Origin of the sequence: Xaviernesmea oryzae (assembly GCF_900109605.1) — a bacterium.
GTDB lineage: Bacteria > Pseudomonadota > Alphaproteobacteria > Rhizobiales > Rhizobiaceae > Xaviernesmea > Xaviernesmea oryzae.
This window is the reverse complement of the sequence record NZ_FOAM01000002.1, coordinates 34,317-52,025: the sequence shown is the minus strand read 5'-3', so window position 1 is coordinate 52,025 and position 17,709 is coordinate 34,317. Positions and strand designations below refer to the sequence as shown.

At 63.0% G+C, this 17,709-nt stretch carries 18 protein-coding genes; 3 read left to right on the top strand and 15 right to left on the bottom strand.

The genetic code is table 11. The features are described from left to right. Positions 1–65 precede the first annotated feature (65 nt). The 3 genes from BMX61_RS01995 to BMX61_RS01985 all read left to right on the top strand — a co-directional run bounded on the left by BMX61_RS01995 (position 66) and on the right by BMX61_RS01985 (position 2,826). Positions 66–1,292 (top strand): bifunctional 2-C-methyl-D-erythritol 4-phosphate cytidylyltransferase/2-C-methyl-D-erythritol 2,4-cyclodiphosphate synthase, encoded by a 1,227-nt coding sequence (locus tag BMX61_RS01995; protein WP_075627815.1) that lies wholly within the window; start codon positions 66–68, stop codon positions 1,290–1,292. Further along, positions 1,289–1,792, top strand: a complete 504-nt coding sequence (locus BMX61_RS01990; RefSeq protein ID WP_075627816.1) for a CinA family protein — start codon at positions 1,289–1,291, stop codon at positions 1,790–1,792. Before BMX61_RS01995 ends, BMX61_RS01990 begins: the two co-directional genes overlap by 4 nt. A gap of 320 nt (positions 1,793–2,112) precedes the next feature. Then, positions 2,113–2,826 carry a hypothetical protein gene (locus BMX61_RS01985; protein ID WP_075627817.1) on the top strand — a complete coding sequence of 238 codons (714 nt, stop codon included), beginning with the start codon at positions 2,113–2,115 and terminating at the stop codon, positions 2,824–2,826. 36 nt (positions 2,827–2,862) lie between these two features. Here BMX61_RS01985 and BMX61_RS01980 read toward each other — a convergent pair whose 3' ends face one another. From BMX61_RS01980 to BMX61_RS01905, 15 genes are all read right to left on the bottom strand, one after another. Further along, on the bottom strand, positions 2,863–3,315 hold the full coding sequence (locus BMX61_RS01980) for a type II toxin-antitoxin system RatA family toxin (RefSeq protein WP_075627818.1): 453 nt from the start codon (positions 3,313–3,315) through the stop codon (positions 2,863–2,865). Positions 3,316–3,324: 9 nt separating this feature from the next. Continuing rightward, complete coding sequence (locus BMX61_RS01975; RefSeq protein ID WP_075627819.1) at positions 3,325–3,897, bottom strand: P-loop NTPase family protein; 573 nt, start codon at positions 3,895–3,897, stop codon at positions 3,325–3,327. A gap of 109 nt (positions 3,898–4,006) precedes the next feature. After that, the gene (locus BMX61_RS01970; protein WP_075627820.1) at positions 4,007–5,059 is read right to left on the bottom strand and encodes a phytanoyl-CoA dioxygenase family protein; all 1,053 of its coding nucleotides are present in this window, start codon (positions 5,057–5,059) and stop codon (positions 4,007–4,009) included. A 150-nt stretch (positions 5,060–5,209) separates the two neighbouring features. Next, entirely contained in the window at positions 5,210–6,196 is a 987-nt protein-coding gene (gene lipA, locus BMX61_RS01965) for a lipoyl synthase (RefSeq protein ID WP_075627821.1), read from the bottom strand. Between the two features lie 81 nt (positions 6,197–6,277). Further along, positions 6,278–6,526 carry a GlsB/YeaQ/YmgE family stress response membrane protein gene (locus tag BMX61_RS01960; RefSeq protein ID WP_075627822.1) on the bottom strand — a complete coding sequence of 83 codons (249 nt, stop codon included), beginning with the start codon at positions 6,524–6,526 and terminating at the stop codon, positions 6,278–6,280. A gap of 123 nt (positions 6,527–6,649) precedes the next feature. Beyond that, positions 6,650–8,095, bottom strand: a complete 1,446-nt coding sequence (gene lpdA, locus BMX61_RS01955) for a dihydrolipoyl dehydrogenase (RefSeq protein ID WP_075627823.1) — start codon at positions 8,093–8,095, stop codon at positions 6,650–6,652. A gap of 182 nt (positions 8,096–8,277) precedes the next feature. Continuing rightward, a complete protein-coding gene (locus tag BMX61_RS01950) occupies positions 8,278–8,919 on the bottom strand; it encodes an SGNH/GDSL hydrolase family protein (RefSeq protein ID WP_075627824.1) in 642 nt (213 codons plus the stop codon). 55 nt (positions 8,920–8,974) lie between these two features. After that, complete coding sequence (locus BMX61_RS01945) at positions 8,975–9,229, bottom strand: hypothetical protein (protein WP_075627825.1); 255 nt, start codon at positions 9,227–9,229, stop codon at positions 8,975–8,977. A gap of 299 nt (positions 9,230–9,528) precedes the next feature. Continuing rightward, positions 9,529–10,896, bottom strand: a complete 1,368-nt coding sequence (locus BMX61_RS01935) for a pyruvate dehydrogenase complex dihydrolipoamide acetyltransferase (RefSeq protein WP_075627827.1) — start codon at positions 10,894–10,896, stop codon at positions 9,529–9,531. 15 nt (positions 10,897–10,911) lie between these two features. Continuing rightward, positions 10,912–12,324 (bottom strand): pyruvate dehydrogenase complex E1 component subunit beta, encoded by a 1,413-nt coding sequence (locus BMX61_RS01930; RefSeq protein WP_075627828.1) that lies wholly within the window; start codon positions 12,322–12,324, stop codon positions 10,912–10,914. Positions 12,325–12,342: 18 nt separating this feature from the next. After that, positions 12,343–13,386, bottom strand: a complete 1,044-nt coding sequence (gene pdhA, locus BMX61_RS01925; protein WP_075627829.1) for a pyruvate dehydrogenase (acetyl-transferring) E1 component subunit alpha — start codon at positions 13,384–13,386, stop codon at positions 12,343–12,345. Between the two features lie 411 nt (positions 13,387–13,797). Then, positions 13,798–14,106 (bottom strand): FtsB family cell division protein, encoded by a 309-nt coding sequence (locus tag BMX61_RS01920; protein WP_075627830.1) that lies wholly within the window; start codon positions 14,104–14,106, stop codon positions 13,798–13,800. 233 nt (positions 14,107–14,339) lie between these two features. Next, positions 14,340–15,614 carry a phosphopyruvate hydratase gene (gene eno, locus BMX61_RS01915; RefSeq protein WP_075627831.1) on the bottom strand — a complete coding sequence of 425 codons (1,275 nt, stop codon included), beginning with the start codon at positions 15,612–15,614 and terminating at the stop codon, positions 14,340–14,342. A 134-nt stretch (positions 15,615–15,748) separates the two neighbouring features. Beyond that, positions 15,749–16,588, bottom strand: coding sequence for a 3-deoxy-8-phosphooctulonate synthase (gene kdsA, locus BMX61_RS01910; protein ID WP_092742235.1), 840 nt, complete (start codon positions 16,586–16,588; stop codon positions 15,749–15,751). A gap of 2 nt (positions 16,589–16,590) precedes the next feature. Further along, positions 16,591–17,493 carry a VOC family protein gene (locus tag BMX61_RS01905; protein WP_075627833.1) on the bottom strand — a complete coding sequence of 301 codons (903 nt, stop codon included), beginning with the start codon at positions 17,491–17,493 and terminating at the stop codon, positions 16,591–16,593. Between the last annotated feature and the right edge of the window lie 216 nt (positions 17,494–17,709).

The window sequence follows — 17,709 nt, the reverse complement described above, 5'->3', positions numbered from 1 at the left end:
TAGATGGCCGCGCCCGTTGCGCTCGGGCCTGACGGGACTGGACTGGCGGGGACTTAGCACAGAGCATGCAATCAAAGAAACAGCAGGACGTCGGCATCGTCATCGTCGCCGCAGGGCGCGGCGAACGGGCCGGTCAGGAGGGTGGGCCGAAGCAATATCGCCAGATCGGCGGCGCTCCCGTCATCAGCCATACCCTGCGCCGCTTTGCGGCCTGGCACGGCACAGGCACCATCATCTGCGTGATCCACCCGGATGACGAAAACCTGTTTGCCGCGGCACTTGAAGCCAGTGGCGTTTCGCATGCGGTGACATCCATCCACGGCGGCGCCACGCGCCAGGCCTCCGTCCTGGCAGGTCTGATTGCGCTGAAGTCTGCCGCGCCCGACGCCCGCCATGTCATGATCCACGATGCCGTGCGCCCATTTTTCGACGACGCCCTTCTGGAGCGCTGCGCGGCCGCCCTCATAGCCGGGGATCAGGCCGTGCTTCCGGCAGTCGCCGTTGCGGATACGCTGAAAAAGGGCGACAGCGCCGGCCACGTCGCGGGCACCGTGCCGCGCGCGGGCCTTTTTGCCGCGCAGACGCCGCAGAGCTTCGAGCTCGATGCCATCCTCGCCGCCCACCGCGCGGCAGCGGAAACAGGCCGAACGGACTTCACCGACGATGCCGGCATTGCGGAATGGGCGGGTCTCGCCGTGCGCCTTGTCGAAGGCGATGCCGGAAATATCAAGCTGACCCTGAAGAAGGATCTCGACATGGCCGACCAGCGGCTTGCGCAACCCGAGCCCTACGCCTTTCCCGATGTGCGCACCGGCAATGGCTACGACGTTCACCAGCTGGTGGAGGGCGATGGGGTGACGCTGTGCGGGGTCTTCATCTCTCATGACCAGGCTCTGCTGGGTCATTCCGATGCCGATGTGGCGCTGCATGCACTGACCGATGCCCTGCTCGCCACCTGCGGCGCCGGCGATATCGGCGACCACTTCCCCCCCTCCGATCCGCAATGGCGTGGTGCACCGTCGCGCATCTTCCTTCAGCATGCGGCAAAGATCGTACGCGAGAAAGGCGGCGTCATTCTCAACGCCGATATCTCGCTGATCGCCGAAGCGCCGAAGGTTGGCCCTTACCGGGAGACCATGCGCCAGGCGCTGTCGGACATGCTGGGCATTGCCATCGAGCGCTGCTCCGTCAAAGCCACCACGAACGAAAAGATCGGCTTTATTGGCCGGCGCGAGGGTATCGCCGCCATTGCGACGGCAAGCGTGCTCTATCAGGCGGGCGCAAGAAGTTGAGCCTCTTTCCGGACGACATTGTCGCGCTCGCAGCCGAGGTCATCGCCGCCTTCGGCGCTGACGAACAGACGCTCGCCACAGCCGAATCCTGCACGGGCGGCCTGATCGCCGGGGCGCTGACCGACATCGCCGGTTCGTCGGCCGTTGTCGATCGGGGCTTCGTCACCTACAGCAATGCCGCCAAGCGTGAGTTGATCGGCGTCCAGCCAGAGACACTCGACCGCCATGGTGCGGTTTCGCGCGAGACAGCGCTGGAGATGACGGCTGGCGCGCTTCGCTCCTCCCAGGCCTTCGCCGCAGTCGCCGTCACCGGCATTGCCGGGCCCGGCGGCGGCAGCGCGCAAAAGCCTGTCGGCCTCGTTCACCTTGCCGCTGCGACGCGCGCCGGCACTCAGTTGCATCGCGAAATGCGCTATGGCGATCTCGGGCGCAATGGTATTCGGCTGGCAACAGTTGAAACTGCCTTACGAATGCTTCTGGAAGTGAAAAGCGGGACATGATAGTGCCTCTGCAAGAGGACCTAACAAGATCTCCGAGCCTGGAAGACGGGCGCGAGGTTTTCGCATGTGCGTGGCAGATCAGCGCCGTCGATGTCTTGAACATCGAAGCCCAGATCGCGCGCGGGCACTTGCGATAAAGCCTGCGCCGCGCCACCGCGAGATGATGTGAGTGCTTCGCAAGCTTGGCATGTCATCAACCGCTCCCGCTCCGAACCGGAGCCGATCCTGGCGCGGCCACCGGGTTGGGGATTTTCTTGACGTCCTGGACGATTTTTAGCCACTCACTGCAGCTGATTACTAGAAATCTGCGGGCGGCTGTGATGATTTACGGCCCGCTGCAGGTTCCGCTGATCTGCCTGGGCCTTCTTCTGCTGGCCGAAGACCCCAGCGCCAATATCCGCTCCGCCGCCGCTCTGGAGCGGATGGACAATTACGCCATTGCCGCCGCCAATATCATGGTGCTGCGCGCGCTGTTCACCCTGTGGATCGCCGTCGCCTGGCATCGTTTCGTGCTGCTGAACGAGCCCTTCAGCCTCCTGCCCACCTTTCGCGGCCGGCGTATCGCCGCCTATTTCGGCTGGGCGCTCGGCATCACGGTCTTCTGCTGGTTGATGCTGGCCGTGCCCTTGATGCTCGTGCTGATCTTCGCGGGCGATCTGGTCAGCAATATCATGACAAGCGCCGGCCAGGGCCTTTTGCTGGCATGGCTGCTTTCCGTGCCGGTCTTTCTCGCCTGGCTGGTGATCCTGCTGAGACTGAGCACTGCCCTGCCCGGCGTGGCGCTGGGCGAACCCATCTCGCTCGGCCACATATGGCGCCAGACGCGTGGCGCGGGCCTAACCTATCTCGGCGTGCTGCTGCTCACGACGATCGTGCTGGCCATCGCCCAGATCGTCCCCACCCTGTTCTCGCTCGTCTCCAGTGCGACAGGCATCCTCGGCGTGCTGATCTATGACTGGTTCGCGACCATGCTGTCGATCTCGGTGCTGACGACGCTCTATGGCTATTACATCGAGAGACGACCGCTGGCCTGACAGGACAGTGCGTTTTCCGACAGAGTCACGACACCATCAGGGCTTGGTATAAATCGCGTCGGCCCGCTTTTCGAAAGCTTCGGCGAAGAGGCGGAAGGCCCGATCGAACATCGATCCCATGAGGGCGCCGAGGATTCGGTTCTTGAACTCGTAATCGATGAAGAAGCTGACGGTGCAGCCGCCGTCCGCCGTCGGCTCGAAGCGCCAGCGATTGTCGAGATAGCGAAAGGGGCCATCGATATATTTCGTATCGATGGCGTGTTCGGCCCGGTTGAGCAACACCTGTGTGGTGAAGGTCTCGCGGATCGCCTTGTAGCCGACGGTCATGTCGGCGATCAAAAGCTCCTTGCCGTCGCGCTCCTTGCGGGAACGCACCGCCAGAGCCTCGCAAAGCGGCAGGAATTGCGGATAGCGCTCCACATCGGCAACGAGATCGAACATCTGCTCCGGGGAGTGCGGGACAACGCGTTTCGTTTCAAACTTCGGCATGCACGCCAGTTAGTCGGGGCTCTCAATAAGATCAAGCAGCCGCGCGGTTTCGCCGCGGCTTTTCAGCATGAGAACCGGGCAATCGGGCGCGTAGCGCTGCAACGCCTCAACGATTCCAGGCGATACCCGTTCCTCGAAATGCCAGATGTAGGAGAGAAATTCCCGGTCGGGCATCCGCTCCGGGCAGCCGGGCGCCATTTCCGGCCGCGTGCCGCCGCGATGTTTCAACCCGCGCCGGAAGACGCCATAGAGGCATAGCCAGCGCGGCATGCGCACCCAGATGACAAACTCGGCGCGCGGCAGCCGCAGATCCAGACTGGAGGAGCCGGTGCCGTCCATCAGCCAGCGCTCGCCGGCAACGGCCTTAGCAATCAACGCCCGCTCCTCGCGCTTGTCGCGCTTCACCCAGCCGGGCAGCCAGAAGAAATCGCGGTCCATCGACAGATAGGGCAGATCGAACCGGCGGCTGAGCGCCATCGATAGGGTCGATTTTCCGCCGCCCGAACAACCCATGACGAGAATGCGCTTGGCATCGGGCAAAAGGCACAATGCCCGCTCGATTGTCAGCTCCTGGTCGGTCATCCCTGCCGTCCCACCCACCGTTTCACTGGCGGCATAGTCTACTGCCGCACGTTCACACGGCAAGCGCATTTGAGCAGACGCGCATAAGGCGCTGGCGGCAGTCCCCTGCTCAGCCTTGTTCTGGCGCCGTCTGCCGGGCTGAGACGCGGCCGACCGGCCGCCAGATCAGCCGCTGGAGCTTCAGCTTCACCAGCCAATCCTCGAAGAACCAGGAGATGACCTCCTTGCGGCCGCTGACGAAGGGGAGCCAGGCGCTATCGAGATGGATGAAGGGCAGGAAGGGATTGGGCCGCTGCGAGGCATAGAGCTCGACACGGATCGACTTGCGCACCGACAGACCGCGCGCGTGAAAGCCGAAGGTGTCGCCCACGACGAGCGTGTTCGCGGGCACGGCGAATTTGGTCGGCGCCGGCATGTGCAGCCGCTTCAGTTGCGCGGCAGGAATGCGGAAGGCCCCGCCGCCGTGCCGCGCGGCGGCCAGCACGCTCATGCGCTTCTGCCAGGCAAGACGCCGCTTGGTCAGGCGATGCGACCCGGCGACATAGGTGAAAGGCCCCTCGTCCTCCGGCACGTCATAGAGGAAGAACCAGGCTTTGGCCGTGGAATGGAAGGTGTCCATATGCAGATCCGTCTGCGGATCCTTCTCGCCCGGCCGGGCGGAGGGTTCGCCGAAGATCGTCTGGATCGAAAGAACCGGCTCGACATTGAAGCCGCCGACGTAGCGGATCGGAGCGGTCCAAGCCTCGTTCTTGATGAAAGCAGCCAGGGCGGGCGAGCGGGTCAGCACATCGGGCGTCAGCGGAATGCGTCGCGTGACGGCCCCACCCTCCCGCATTTCGCGCGCCGGGGCCTGTAGTGCCTCGACCTCCGCGACCAACTGGCGAAACTCATTTTCTGCCAGCAGATTGCGCCGCTCGATATAGCCGTTTTCCGCGAAGAAAGCGCGCTCTGCTTCCGGTAGAAGATGCTTCAGCCGGCGACGACGCCATTCGGCGAGCCGCGAGGCTGTCTTTACACGCCAGATATGCAGCCCTTTGCGGTTGAGCCGCTCGCTGCCCAGAATCGGGCTGCGAAAGTCCTTGGTGCCTGTGAAGATCTGCAAGCCATGATAGGGCGCCAGAAGCACCGATTTCAGCTTACCAAGCAGGGTCTCTGCCGCCATGATGACCAGTCCATCCCCTAGGCCCGCATCACCGAGGATGCTGAGCCGGCCTTCGAATAAAGTCGAGACTTACACGAAGGAAAAGGAATGGAAAAGAACCTGACGTACCTCCCGCACGCATGACGCTCTGGCCATGCGCAGGCAACAACCTTACTCCGCCGCCTCCAGCTTGCGCGCCCGCGCGGCCCGCAGGCGAGCAAAGTCGTCACCGGCGTGGTGTGAGGAGCGGGTCAGCGGGCTGGACGCCACCATCAGGAAGCCCTTGGTATAAGCGACCGTCTCATAGGACTTGAACTCATCCGGCGTGACGAAACGCTCGACCTTGTGGTGCTTGCGGGTCGGCTGGAGATATTGGCCGATGGTGAGGAAGTCGACATCGGCGGTACGCAGGTCGTCCATTAGCTGGAGCACTTCGTTGCGCTCTTCGCCAAGGCCCACCATGATGCCCGACTTGGTGAACATGGTCGGGTCCAGCTCCTTGACCCGCTGCAGCAGCCGGATGGAATGGAAATAGCGCGCGCCGGGGCGAACCGTCAGATAGTTTCCGGGGACGGTTTCCATATTATGGTTGAAGACATCGGGCCGGGCGGCCACCACGCGTTCCAGCGCGCCTGGCTTCTTGAGGAAGTCAGGGGTGAGGATTTCGATCGTCGTCGCCGGCGATGCCGCGCGAATCGCCCAGATCACCTTCTCGAAATGCTCCGCGCCGCCATCCTCCAGATCGTCGCGATCGACAGAGGTGATGACCACATGGGAGAGCCCCATCTGCTTCACCGCCTTGGCGACATTCTCCGGCTCGTCCTGGTCTAGCGCATTGGGTCGGCCGGTGGCAACATTGCAGAAGGCGCAGGCACGGGTGCAGATCTCGCCCATGATCATGAAGGTGGCGTGCTTCTTGTCCCAGCACTCGCCGATATTCGGGCAACCCGCTTCCTCGCAGACGGTGACGAGCTTGTGGCTCTTCACGATCGAACGGGTCTCGACATAACCCTTGGAGGTCGGCGCCTTCACACGGATCCAGTCCGGCTTGCGCATCACCTCCGTATCGGGACGATGCGCCTTCTCAGGGTGGCGCACACGCTTGGCATCGTCGGCCGATGCCGGTGCCAGGTTCGTACGATCCAGAATCGTAACCATGAAGACCTGCTTTCAGGGCGCCGAGAGGCGCGAAAACGAAGACGAGCGCCGCATGAGCTGCGGCGGACGGCGGCGCCGGGATCAGCGCCGCACGATTTTTGCGAGAAATAGCAGAATACAGGCGCCGACGAAACCCGTGACCAGATAGCCCCACCAACCCGGCATGATGAAGATGTGCATCCTGTCGAAAAGAGCGCTGCCCAGCGCGGCGCCGAGAATGCCGATGATGATGTTCATCAGCACCCCGAAGCGCAGATCCATCAGGATCCCCGCCAACCAGCCGGCCAGACCGCCGACGATAATCGTTCCGAACAGGCCTACGCCTTCCATGGCTTCCCCCGCCAATCCATCCGCTGTGCCGAGATCAGGGCTTTCAAGCCCAGCCCCCAGGTGGGGCTCCGGACTTGTGCCGTCAAGCCGTCGCCGCCGACGGCCGATATTCTGCCTTAAGCCCTACGCGTTCAGCACGCGGCCATAGGCGTCGAGCACGCTTTCCTTCATCATTTCCGAGAGCGTGGGATGCGGGAATATCGTGTGCATCAGCTCTTCCTCTGTCGTCTCCAGGTTCATGGCGACGACGAAGCCCTGGATCAGCTCGGTGACTTCGGCGCCTACCATATGCGCGCCGATCAGTTCACCGGTCTTCTTGTCGAAGATCGTCTTGATCATGCCCTGGTCTTCGCCCAGCGCGATCGCCTTGCCGTTGGCGGCGAAGGAATAGCGGCCGACGCGGATGTCGCGCCCCTCGGCCTTCGCCTTGGCTTCCGTCAGGCCGACGGAGGCGACCTGCGGATTGCAATAGGTGCAGCCGGGGATCTTGGCCTTGTCCATTGGGTGGACATGCGGCAGGCCGGCGATCTTCTCGATGCAGATCACGCCTTCATGCTCGGCCTTGTGGGCGAGCATCGGCGGCCCGGCAACGTCACCGATCGCATAGAGGCCGGGCACGTTGGTCTTGCCATAGCCGTCGATGACGATGCAGCCGCGATCGGTCTTGACGCCGAGCGTCTCCAGGCCGAGGCCCTCAATATTGCCCTGAACGCCGACAGCCGAGATCAACCGATCAGCCGTAATCTGCTGCACCTTGCCGTCCTTGGTCTCGACATGGGCGGTGATCGAATTGCCGCCCTTCTCCACCTTGGAGACCTTGGCCTCGGTGATGATCTTCAGGCCGCGCTTTTCCAGCTGCTTGCGGGCGAAGGCCGAGATCTCGGCATCTTCTACCGGCATGATATTCGCCATCAACTCCACCACCGTCACATCCACGCCCATGGAGCGATAGAAGGAGGCGAATTCGATGCCGATGGCGCCCGAGCCCATGACGACAATCGATTTCGGCATGAAATCGGGCTTCATGGCTTCGAAATAGGTCCAGATCAGCTTGCCATCCGGCTCGATGCCCGGCAGCGCGCGTGGGCGCGCGCCGGTGGCGACGATGATGTGCTTGGCTGTATAAGTGCCATGCGCCAGCGTGCCCTTCGGCACGGGGTTCTGCGGCTGGACGACCGGCTTGGACGACGCGCCGACGACGATCTCGCCCGGCTTGGTCAGCTTGGCCTCGCCCCAGATCACGTCGATCTTGTTCTTCTTCATCAGGAAGCCGACGCCGGCATTGAGCCGCTGCGACACGCCGCGCGAACGCGCGACGACATCCTTGACCTCGGCCGTCATTGTGCCGTTCAGCGTCAGGCCGAAGCTCTTGGCATGGTTAGCATGGTCGAGGATCTCGGCCGAGCGCAGCAGCGCCTTGGTCGGGATACAGCCCCAGTTCAGGCAGATGCCGCCCAGATGCTCGCGCTCGACGATTGCTGTCTTCAGGCCGAGCTGGGCGGAGCGGATGGCGGTCACATAGCCGCCGGGGCCTGAACCGATGATGATGACGTCATAGGCATTCGACATGAGCGCTTCCACTCCTTCACGTTGTTCTTTTTCCGCCGGCGGCCCCTTTTCGGCGCTGGCGGAGCTTTTGGAAAGAGCGGCAAATCCGCTCCTGTCGCATCGCCGGCGTCACCCGCCGCGATGCTGCTTATTCCCACCAATCCGGCAAGCCGCTGACGACCGCCGGCCCTGACATCAAGGCCTCAGAGCCCCAGCATCATCCGCGCCACCGGCTCCAGAGCGCGGCCGAGCGCGCGGGTATTTTCGGCATCCAGATGCACACCATCGAGCGGCGTCGTCCGAGCGACCGAACCGGCATCGAAAAAGCCGCAACCCTTTTCATCCGCCAAGTCGCGATAGAGCGAGGCGAGCATCGCCGATTGCTCGACCCCGCCGGCAAACATGGCGGCGAAGGCAGCATTGGCGGTCTCGCAAAGCGGCGGCGGCGAAACGATCAGGATTTCCGGCCCCTCCTCGCGATCAACAGACCAGGCATGATGGCGCACCAGATCGATCAGCCGCTCCATGCCCATGACCGCACCAAAAGCCTGGCCGCAGATGACCGGCTTCATATCATTGGCGCCGAGCATGATGATCACGAGGTCGAGCGGATCGTGGCTGTGCAGGATCGTCGGCAGGATGCGCGCGCCGTTGCGGTCGCAATCGGCCAGATGGTCGTCATAGGCCGTGGTGCGGCCGTTCAAACCCTCGGCGATCACGGTCACCTCAGGTCCGAGTGCTGAGGCAAGCACGCTCGGCCAGCGATCCGAAAACGCATGGCGGCCGGCGCCTTCGGCATCATAGCCCCAGGTGAGGCTGTCGCCATAGCAGAGGACTGTTTTCATCGCACGCTCTCCTCCGGCGCCTGCTGTAACCCTTGCAAATGCATCCGCAGCCAATTCAACGGCCCTTCGTCAGCGCCTCGACCTTGCGCTCGAGTTCGAAGATCCGCTCCTCGAAATCGCCCGTCACGAATTTCGACATCATGGTATCGGCGGTCAGGGCTTGACGAATGGTCTTCTGGCTACTCTCGATCTTGTCCAGGCGCTGTCTGACATCGGCAAATTCTGCGCGCATTTCTTCAAATCGCCGATCCATTTCGCCGCGCATATCGCGAAGCAGAGGGATGATCATGCTTTCAGCTTCTTTTGCCATCACGTCGCTCCTTCGAGCCCTGAAGTGCCGCTCTACTCGTGAAAGATAGGATCAGAGACAGATTTTCACCATTCCATCCACCAGCCACCGAGAGATTTAAAGCAGTGGCTCTGATGGCTTTCCGCCCTGACAAGCCGGACACTTTCGAATGTGGCAATCGCACCCGTTGGCGCCATACTCCGCCCCGCAAAGTAAGCACGCCATCTTCCATATCCCCTGATTGTAATGGGTCGTCGATGGGCGACCTGTGTCGCCCATCACGCGCTGAGATCGAAGATTCACATCTCCGATCTTCGGCATCAGACCAGCATGCTCATCGGGTTCTCGATGTAGCGTTTGAAGGCGCCGAGCAGTTCGGCACCGAGTGCGCCATCGACGCAGCGATGGTCGGTCGAGAGCGTCACGGTCATGACATTGGCGATCTTCATTTCGCCCTTCTTGACCACCACGCGCTCCTCACCCGCGCCGACAGCGAGGATCGTCGCATGCGGCGGGTTGACGACGGCAGCAAAGTTCTTGACGCCCATCATGCCCATGTTGGAAACCGCCGTGGTGCCGCCCTGGTACTCTTCCGGCTTCAGCTTGCGGCCCTTGGCGCGAGCACCGAGGTCCTTCATCTCGTTGGAGATGGCGGACAGGCTCTTCAGCTCGGCCGAGCGGACGATCGGGGTGATCAGGCCGCCGGGGATGGAGACCGCGACGCCGACATCGGCATGCTTGTGCTTGACCATGGCACTATCTGTCCAGGACACATTGGCGTCCGGAACGTCGCGCAGCGCCAAAGCCAGAGCCTTGATCACCATGTCGTTGACCGAAAGCTTGAAGGCCGGCTTGCCGTCCTTCTCGGGCGCCGAGGCGTTGAGCTGGGCGCGCAGGGCCAGAAGCGCGTCGAGTTCGCAATCCAGCGATACGTAGAAATGCGGGATCGTCTGCTTGGATTCCTGCAGGCGCTTGGCGATGGTCTTGCGCATGCCGTCATGCGGCACAAGCTCGTAGGAGCCTTCGGCGAAGTTCTTGAGAACCGCCTCGTCCGACATGCCCTTGGGTGCTGCGGCCGGAGCGGCAGGCGTCGCCGCCGGAGCGGGTGCGGCAGCGGCAGCCGGAGCAGGCTTGGCGCCGCCGGCAACTGCCTTTTCCACATCGCTCTTGACCACGCGGCCATGCGGGCCGGAGCCTGAAATCGCCGCGATGTCGAGACCGGCTTCCTTGGCCAGACGCCGGGCGAGCGGCGAGGAGAAGGTGCGCTTGCCATCGCCAGTCGACGTGGACCGCGGGCTACCGTTTCCGACGCGCGGCCCCTCGGCAACCACAGCCTCGGAAGACGGTGCGGCTGCCGAGACGGCGACCTGATCGGACTTGACGTCCTGCGCCTCAGCCTTGGCCGGCGAAGCGCCGCCACCCGCAGCTGCCGCGCCGACATCTTCGCCGTCTTCGGCGAGAATGGCGATCAGCGCATTGACCTTTACGGCTTCGGTGCCGGCAGGAACGACAAGCTTGGCGACCGTGCCCTCATCGACGGCTTCCACTTCCATGGTCGCCTTATCGGTCTCGATCTCGGCGATGACATCGCCGGCCTTGACCTTGTCGCCTTCCTTCACCAGCCACTTGGCGAGGTTGCCCTCCTCCATGGTCGGAGAGAGGGCGGGCATCGTGATGTTGATCGGCATGAGATGCCCTCCCCGTTATTTGTAGCAGACAGCCTTCACCGCCTGGACGACTTCGCCGACATTCGGCAGAGCCAGCTTTTCCAGATTGGCGGCATAGGGCATCGGCACATCCTTGCCAGCAATGGTGATCACAGGCGCATCGAGATAGTCGAAGGCTTCTTGCTGGACGCGGTTGGCGATAAAATCGCCGACGGAAGACTGCGGATAGCCTTCTTCCACCGTCACCAGGCGGCCGGTCTTCTTCACCGATTCGACCACAGTCGGCAGATCCATCGGGCGGATCGTGCGCAGGTCGATCACCTCGGCGTCGATGCCGTCCTTCTCCAGCTCGGCCAGCGCCTTGACCACATAGGTCATGCCGATGCCCCAGGAGACGATGGTGACGTCGCTACCCTTGCGGTGAACGCGCGCCTTGCCGATCGGCAGAACGAAATCGTCGAGCTTCGGCACGTCGAAGGTCTGACCGTAGAGGATTTCGTTTTCCAGGAAGATGATCGGGTTCGGGTCGCGGATCGCGGCCTTCAAAAGGCCCTTGGCATCGGCAGCCGTATAAGGCTGGATGACCTTCAGGCCCGGGATCTGGCTGTACCAGGCGGCATAGTCCTGGCTGTGCTGAGCGCCGACGCGGGCAGCTGCACCATTCGGACCACGGAAAACGATCGGTGCGCCCATCTGGCCGCCGGACATATAGAGCGTCTTGGCGGCCGAATTGATGATCTGGTCGATCGCCTGCATGGCGAAGTTGAAGGTCATGAACTCGACGATCGGCTTCAGGCCGGCCATGGCCGCGCCGACGCCGACACCGGCAAAGCCGTGCTCGGTGATCGGCGTGTCGACGACGCGGCGGTCGCCGAATTCCTGCAGCAGCCCCTGGGTGATCTTGTAGGCGCCCTGATATTCGGCGACTTCCTCACCCATGACGAAGACGTCGGGATCGCGGCGCATTTCCTCAGCCATGGCGTCGCGTAGAGCTTCGCGCACGGTGGTCGGCACCATTTCGGTGCCAGCCGGAATATCCGGATCGGCGGCGACGTCGACCTTAGGCGCGGCAGGCACCTTGGCGGCGACGGGCGTTTCCGCAGCCGCTTCACGGGCCTTGCCGCCGGTGTTGTCGGCGGTCGCGGCCGGCGTCTCGGCGTCAGCCTTGGGCGCATCCGCCTTCGGCGCGGCGGCATCGGCGCTCTCGCCGTCCTGCAGCAGCACGGCGATTGCCGTGTTCACCTTCACATTCTCGGTGCCGGCAGCCACCAGGATCTTGCCGATGACGCCTTCGTCGACGGCCTCGACTTCCATGGTCGCCTTGTCGGTCTCGATCTCGGCGATCACGTCACCGGATGTGACCTTGTCACCTTCGTTCTTCAGCCACTTGGAGAGCGTGCCCTCCTCCATCGTCGGGGACAGAGCGGGCATCAAAATTTCAACAGGCATGATGTCGTCCTCGTCGGATCAAAGCAGGATGTCGGTGTAGAGCTCGGATACATCCGGCTCCGGATCGGCCTGGGCGAAATCGGCGCTGTCGGCGACGATGTCGCGCACATCCTTGTCGATTGCCTTGAGCTCGTCCTCGCTGGCCCAGCCCTTCTCCAGGAGACGGGCCTTCACCTGCTCGATCGGGTCATGCTCGGAGCGCATCTTCTGCACTTCGTCCTTGGAGCGATACTTCGCCGGGTCGGACATGGAATGGCCGCGATAGCGGTAGGTCTGCATTTCCAGGATGATCGGGCCCTTGCCTTCGCGGCAATGGGCAACGGCGGCCTCGCCTGCGGCCTTCACGGCGCGCACGTCCATGCCATCCACCTGGAAACCGGGGATGCCGATGGCGCTGCCGCGCTTGGAGAAGTCGACGCCGGCCGAAGCGCGGGCGACCGAGGTGCCCATGGCGTAGCGGTTGTTTTCGATGATGTAGATCACCGGCAGCTTCCAAAGGGCAGCCATGTTGAAGCTCTCATAGACCTGGCCCTGATTGGCCGCGCCGTCGCCGAAATAGGCGAGAGAGACATTGTCATTGCCGCGATAGCGGTTGGCGAAGGCAAGCCCGGTGCCGAGCGACACCTGGGCGCCGACGATGCCGTGGCCGCCGTAGAAATGCTTCTCCTTGGAGAACATGTGCATCGAGCCGCCCTTGCCCTTGGACAGGCCGCCCCGGCGCCCGGTCAGCTCCGCCATCACGCCGCGCGCGCTCATGCCGCAGGCCAGCATGTGGCCGTGGTCGCGATAGCCGGTGATGACCTGGTCGCCTTCCTTCAGCGCCAGCTGCATGCCGACCACCACGGCCTCCTGGCCGATATAGAGGTGACAGAAGCCGCCGATGAAGCCCATGCCATAGAGCTGGCCGGCTTTTTCCTCGAAACGGCGGATGAGCAGCATCTCGCGATAGGCCTTCAGCTCGTCGTCGCGGTCGAATTCCACGATCGCGCCGGGCGCAAAGTCTTCGATGCCTTTTGAACCTGTCTTGCGGCTGGATACGGACGCGGTATTTCGCGGAGCCATGCAATCCTCCCTTGTGGTTTGCCGTGAGAGAGCCTTACCCGATCGGAACCCGGCAACCGGCGCAGCAGCTCGCCAAAGTCTTTACCACCACCCTATCGCGCACGAAGGAAGAAGGAAAGCCGGCGGACCAGTCGTCCCTTGCAAGGCCGGACCTGTCCCGTCCGCCCGCAAGGCCATGCGAGGCTCGCCTCCTGAAAACCGGCAGGCGGATGGACCGCGACACCGACAAGAGCTTCAAAGCCCGCACGTCCTGGAGACATGCAGCGCCCCATCCGGTCGGATAAGGATCCGCGCGCACAATAGGCAAAGTTTTAGCGAACAGCAATGGCTTTGATTCAAGTCTTGGATCAAAGTAAACAATTGAAATGTATGATTTTTGCTCGATTAACCAGAAAGAGGTTAACTCGCTCTTCAGTGGAAAATGACGATCTCGTCAGGCCGAGACATGTTCAGCGCGAAGCGCGCCTTTTCGTCTAGCATGTCGCGCTCCAGCGATCCGTCGCTCAGCAGCGCGACTTCCTTTTCGATCATGGCGCGCTTTTCGACCAGGGTTGCCAGCCGCGCCTTGCGGTCGATCAGTTGCGCGTCGAAGCGCTCCGTCGCCTTCAGGCCAAATTCGCCATGGACGGAATGATAGCCGAAATAGGTCAGGAAGACTGCGGTGATCGCCGGCATGACGAGCCGGCCGAGATAGCGCTTCTTGTGATGTTTGGTCCACATAGCCATGCTGTCCTACGCAACACCTTTCGACAGTCGGGCATCAGGCCCCATGGTGTCGAGCAGACTGTAAGCGGCAGAGATTAACCGAGCGTTGACCATGACGAACGCGTGGCTCTTTCCCTCTTCGCCAACCAACGGACTGTCCGGGCAGCAAAAAGCCGGCGGGAGAGATCACCGCCGGCTTGGTATTGAGGTGGTCGGGACGGGCAGAGAGCCCGCCCCTGACCGCCTGATCAACCCTTGAGGATCGAACGGCCGGCATAGCGGGCCTGCGGGCCCAGCTGTTCTTCGATGCGGATCAGCTGGTTATACTTGGCGGTGCGGTCCGAGCGCGCGAGCGAGCCGGTCTTGATCTGCCCGCAATTGGTGGCAACGGCGAGGTCGGCGATGGTCGAGTCCTCGGTTTCGCCCGAACGGTGCGACATGACGGCGCTGTAGCGGGCCTTGTGCGCGGTCTCGACGGCATCGAGCGTTTCGGAGAGCGAGCCGATCTGGTTGACCTTGACGAGGATCGAATTGGCGACGCCCATCTTGATACCATCGCGCAGACGGGCGGAATTGGTGACGAACAGATCGTCGCCGACCAGCTGAACCTTCGAGCCGATCTTGTCGGTCAAAAGCTTCCAGCCGTTCCAGTCATCCTCGGCCATGCCGTCTTCGATCGAGAAGATCGGGTACTTGCCGGCCAGCTCGGCCAGGTAGTCGGCCATGGCTTCCGGCTCCAGCGTGCGGCCTTCACCTTCGAGAACGTATTTGCCGTCCTTGAAGAATTCGGTCGAAGCGCAATCGAGCGCGATGAACATGTCTTCGCCCGGTTTGTAGCCAGCCTTTTCGATCGAGGACATGATGAAATCGAGCGCTGCCGGAGCGGAAGCGAGACCTGGCGCAAAGCCGCCTTCATCGCCGACATTGGTGTTGTGGCCATCAGCGGCCAGCTGCTTCTTCAGCGTGTGGAAGACTTCCGAGCCCATCCGCACGGCGTCGCGGATGGTTTCGGCGCCCACCGGCACGATCATGAATTCCTGGAAGTCGATCGGGTTGTCGGCATGGGCGCCGCCATTGATGATGTTCATCATCGGCACGGGCAGCACGCGGGCGTTCGGGCCACCGACATAGCGATAGAGCGGCAGGCCAGAGGATTCTGCAGCCGCCTTGGCGACGGCGAGCGATACGCCGAGAATGGCATTGGCGCCGAGGCGGGCCTTGTTCGGCGTGCCGTCGAGTTCGATCATCGTCTCGTCGACATGGATCTGGTCTTCGGCATCGAGACCGCCGACGGCTTCGAAGATCTCGCCATTGACGGCCTCGACGGCGCGCTCGACGCCCTTGCCGAGATAGCGCGAGCCGCCGTCGCGCAGTTCGACGGCCTCATGCGCGCCGGTCGAGGCGCCCGAGGGAACGGCGGCGCGGCCGAAGCTGCCATCTTCCAGATAGACATCGACTTCAACGGTGGGATTGCCGCGGCTGTCGAGAATTTCGCGTCCGACGATATCGATGATTGCGGTCATGGATCTCTTTCCTGATTGAAGCCTGTTGATTTCAGGCGGTGATTTGCCGGCGAAGGCCAGCGGTGAGGTGGCACGTCTTTGATGACGCGCGGATGAAGGCGAAGCTGGCCGGCGCTGCCGACCGGCATGAGGGATCAGCGCTTGGCGACCGCGTCGAAGGCCATCAGCGTTTCGAGAAGACGCGGCATGTCCTTCAGATGCACCATGTTCGGCCCGTCGGAGGGCGCATGGTCGGGGTCCTCGTGGGTTTCGATGAAGACGCCGGCCACGCCGACGGCCACTGCCGCGCGCGCCAGCGTTTCCACGAACTCCCGCTGGCCGCCGGAAGAACCGCCCTGCCCGCCCGGCTGCTGCACGGAATGGGTGGCATCGAAAACCACGGGCGCACCGAGCGAAGCCATGATCGGCAAGGAGCGCATATCGGAGACGAGCGTGTTATAGCCGAAGGAGGCACCGCGCTCGCACAGGAGCACATTCGGATTGCCGCTTTCGGTGAATTTCGCCAGCACGTTCTTCATGTCCCAAGGTGCCAGGAACTGCCCCTTCTTGACATTGATCACCCGGCCGGTTTTGGCGGCGGCGATCAAAAGATCGGTCTGGCGCGACAGGAACGCCGGGATCTGCAGCACGTCGACCGTCTCGGCGACCACAGCGCATTGCTCTTCCGTGTGAATATCGGTGAGCACGGGAAAGCCGAATTCCGCCTTGAGATCGGCGAAGATCTCCATCGCCTTGTCGAGCCCGATGCCGCGCTTACCGGAGATCGAGGTGCGGTTGGCCTTGTCGAAAGAGGATTTATAGACGAGGCCGATCCCCAGCTTGGCGCAGAGTTCGCTCAGCGTGCCGGCGATCATGAAGGCATGATCGCGGCTTTCCATCTGGCAGGGGCCGGCGATCAGCGAGAGGGGCTGGCTATTGGAAAAGGTAACGGCCTTTGCTCCTGCGCCGGCGTTTACGGTTGAATTGGGCTGCATCTTCATTCTCCGAAGGCAAAAAGAACGCCCTGGCCCGGCGCGGGCGGGACGACGACCAGAGGCCCGACAAGGCGGAAAGCCACGCCTTGGGCCACCAGAAAAGCTTGAAGCGCGGCGCGGCTGGCGACGCGAAAGACCACGGCAAAGCCGCGCAGTCCCCGCTCGCCATCCGCGCGGCCCGCCTCGCCGAAAAAGGCCTGCACCGCCTCGGGTGTCAGCACGGATATGGCGGCATTGGCCGCTTCGATGTCCACGCCGAAGGAATGGGCGGCAATGGCGCGCTGCTCGAACACCTCCTGCAGGAGATATTGAAAGTCGCTGGGATTGTCTTCCGTCAGCACAACGCGGGCAATGCCGGTCACGCCATTGGCGTGACGCTCCAGCGCCGCACGGTCGGATGGCAGCGCCTGCAGCCGCTGACAGGCGAAGAAGAACAGATCGGGCGCGCGCAGATCGGCGGCAAAGGCCAAGCGAAAGCTGCCGGTCCCCTCGCTGCCGTCAGGCAGGCGCATCACGCGGGAGAAATCGAGCGTCTGGCCGCCGCTGATCCCATTGGCGACGAAGCGCGCGTGATCGGCCTCGGCATTGTCGGAGGCAACCACAAGCGCGGACAGTCCTTCTGGTCCCCTGCGGAAGCGGAAAGCCTGGTCGCGCGCGACGAAGACATTGCCGGTGCGCGCCGCGGCTTCGCAGTCCTCGCGCGAGGCGATGGCCAGGGGCTCAAGATAGGTTCCATCTGCAAAGAAGATGCAGGCATTTTCAGTGCCGAAGGGATGCAGCGCATCGGCCGCGACGGTGAAGCCCAGCGCCTGCAGGCGGACGCGCGCGATGTCCAGCATCTCCACCGGCAGAACGAGATGATCGAGCCGGCGGGCCTGGGCTGTCGTCGCCGGTGCTGATGCCATGATCCTCGTCCTCTCGCTCTTGCCCTGCTTTTGGGCTCAGCCTCGCGGCCGGGCGCATCGGCGGCTGCGCGGCCGGCTTGAAGGTCCGATCTTTAGCCGGCCAGGCCTCGTGCCATGTGGCGATAGCCTCCGCGGCGCTGCATCAGGTGCTTGGCATCTTCGGCTGAACAATTCAAGGCCATCTTGGCCGAGCGCCTGAACCAGGCGCTTGGGAAG

Bases quoted from the DNA above. Each gene is read 5' to 3' on its own strand.
- lpdA (WP_075627823.1), bottom strand. From the start codon at position 8,095: ATGTCGAATGCCTATGACGTCATCATCATCGGTTCAGGCCCCGGCGGC.
- BMX61_RS01985 (WP_075627817.1), top strand. From the start codon at position 2,113: ATGATTTACGGCCCGCTGCAGGTTCCGCTGATCTGCCTGGGCCTTCTT.
- BMX61_RS01980 (WP_075627818.1), bottom strand. From the start codon at position 3,315: ATGCCGAAGTTTGAAACGAAACGCGTTGTCCCGCACTCCCCGGAGCAG.
- BMX61_RS01975 (WP_075627819.1), bottom strand. From the start codon at position 3,897: ATGACCGACCAGGAGCTGACAATCGAGCGGGCATTGTGCCTTTTGCCC.
- kdsA (WP_092742235.1), bottom strand. From the start codon at position 16,588: ATGCAGCCCAATTCAACCGTAAACGCCGGCGCAGGAGCAAAGGCCGTT.
- BMX61_RS01935 (WP_075627827.1), bottom strand. From the start codon at position 10,896: ATGCCGATCAACATCACGATGCCCGCCCTCTCTCCGACCATGGAGGAG.
- BMX61_RS01995 (WP_075627815.1), top strand. From the start codon at position 66: ATGCAATCAAAGAAACAGCAGGACGTCGGCATCGTCATCGTCGCCGCA.
- BMX61_RS01920 (WP_075627830.1), bottom strand. From the start codon at position 14,106: ATGTGGACCAAACATCACAAGAAGCGCTATCTCGGCCGGCTCGTCATG.
- BMX61_RS01930 (WP_075627828.1), bottom strand. From the start codon at position 12,324: ATGCCTGTTGAAATTTTGATGCCCGCTCTGTCCCCGACGATGGAGGAG.
- lipA (WP_075627821.1), bottom strand. From the start codon at position 6,196: ATGGTTACGATTCTGGATCGTACGAACCTGGCACCGGCATCGGCCGAC.
- BMX61_RS01970 (WP_075627820.1), bottom strand. From the start codon at position 5,059: ATGGCGGCAGAGACCCTGCTTGGTAAGCTGAAATCGGTGCTTCTGGCG.
- BMX61_RS01905 (WP_075627833.1), bottom strand. From the start codon at position 17,493: ATGGCATCAGCACCGGCGACGACAGCCCAGGCCCGCCGGCTCGATCAT.
- BMX61_RS01950 (WP_075627824.1), bottom strand. From the start codon at position 8,919: ATGAAAACAGTCCTCTGCTATGGCGACAGCCTCACCTGGGGCTATGAT.
- eno (WP_075627831.1), bottom strand. From the start codon at position 15,614: ATGACCGCAATCATCGATATCGTCGGACGCGAAATTCTCGACAGCCGC.
- pdhA (WP_075627829.1), bottom strand. From the start codon at position 13,386: ATGGCTCCGCGAAATACCGCGTCCGTATCCAGCCGCAAGACAGGTTCA.
- BMX61_RS01945 (WP_075627825.1), bottom strand. From the start codon at position 9,229: ATGGCAAAAGAAGCTGAAAGCATGATCATCCCTCTGCTTCGCGATATG.
- BMX61_RS01960 (WP_075627822.1), bottom strand. From the start codon at position 6,526: ATGGAAGGCGTAGGCCTGTTCGGAACGATTATCGTCGGCGGTCTGGCC.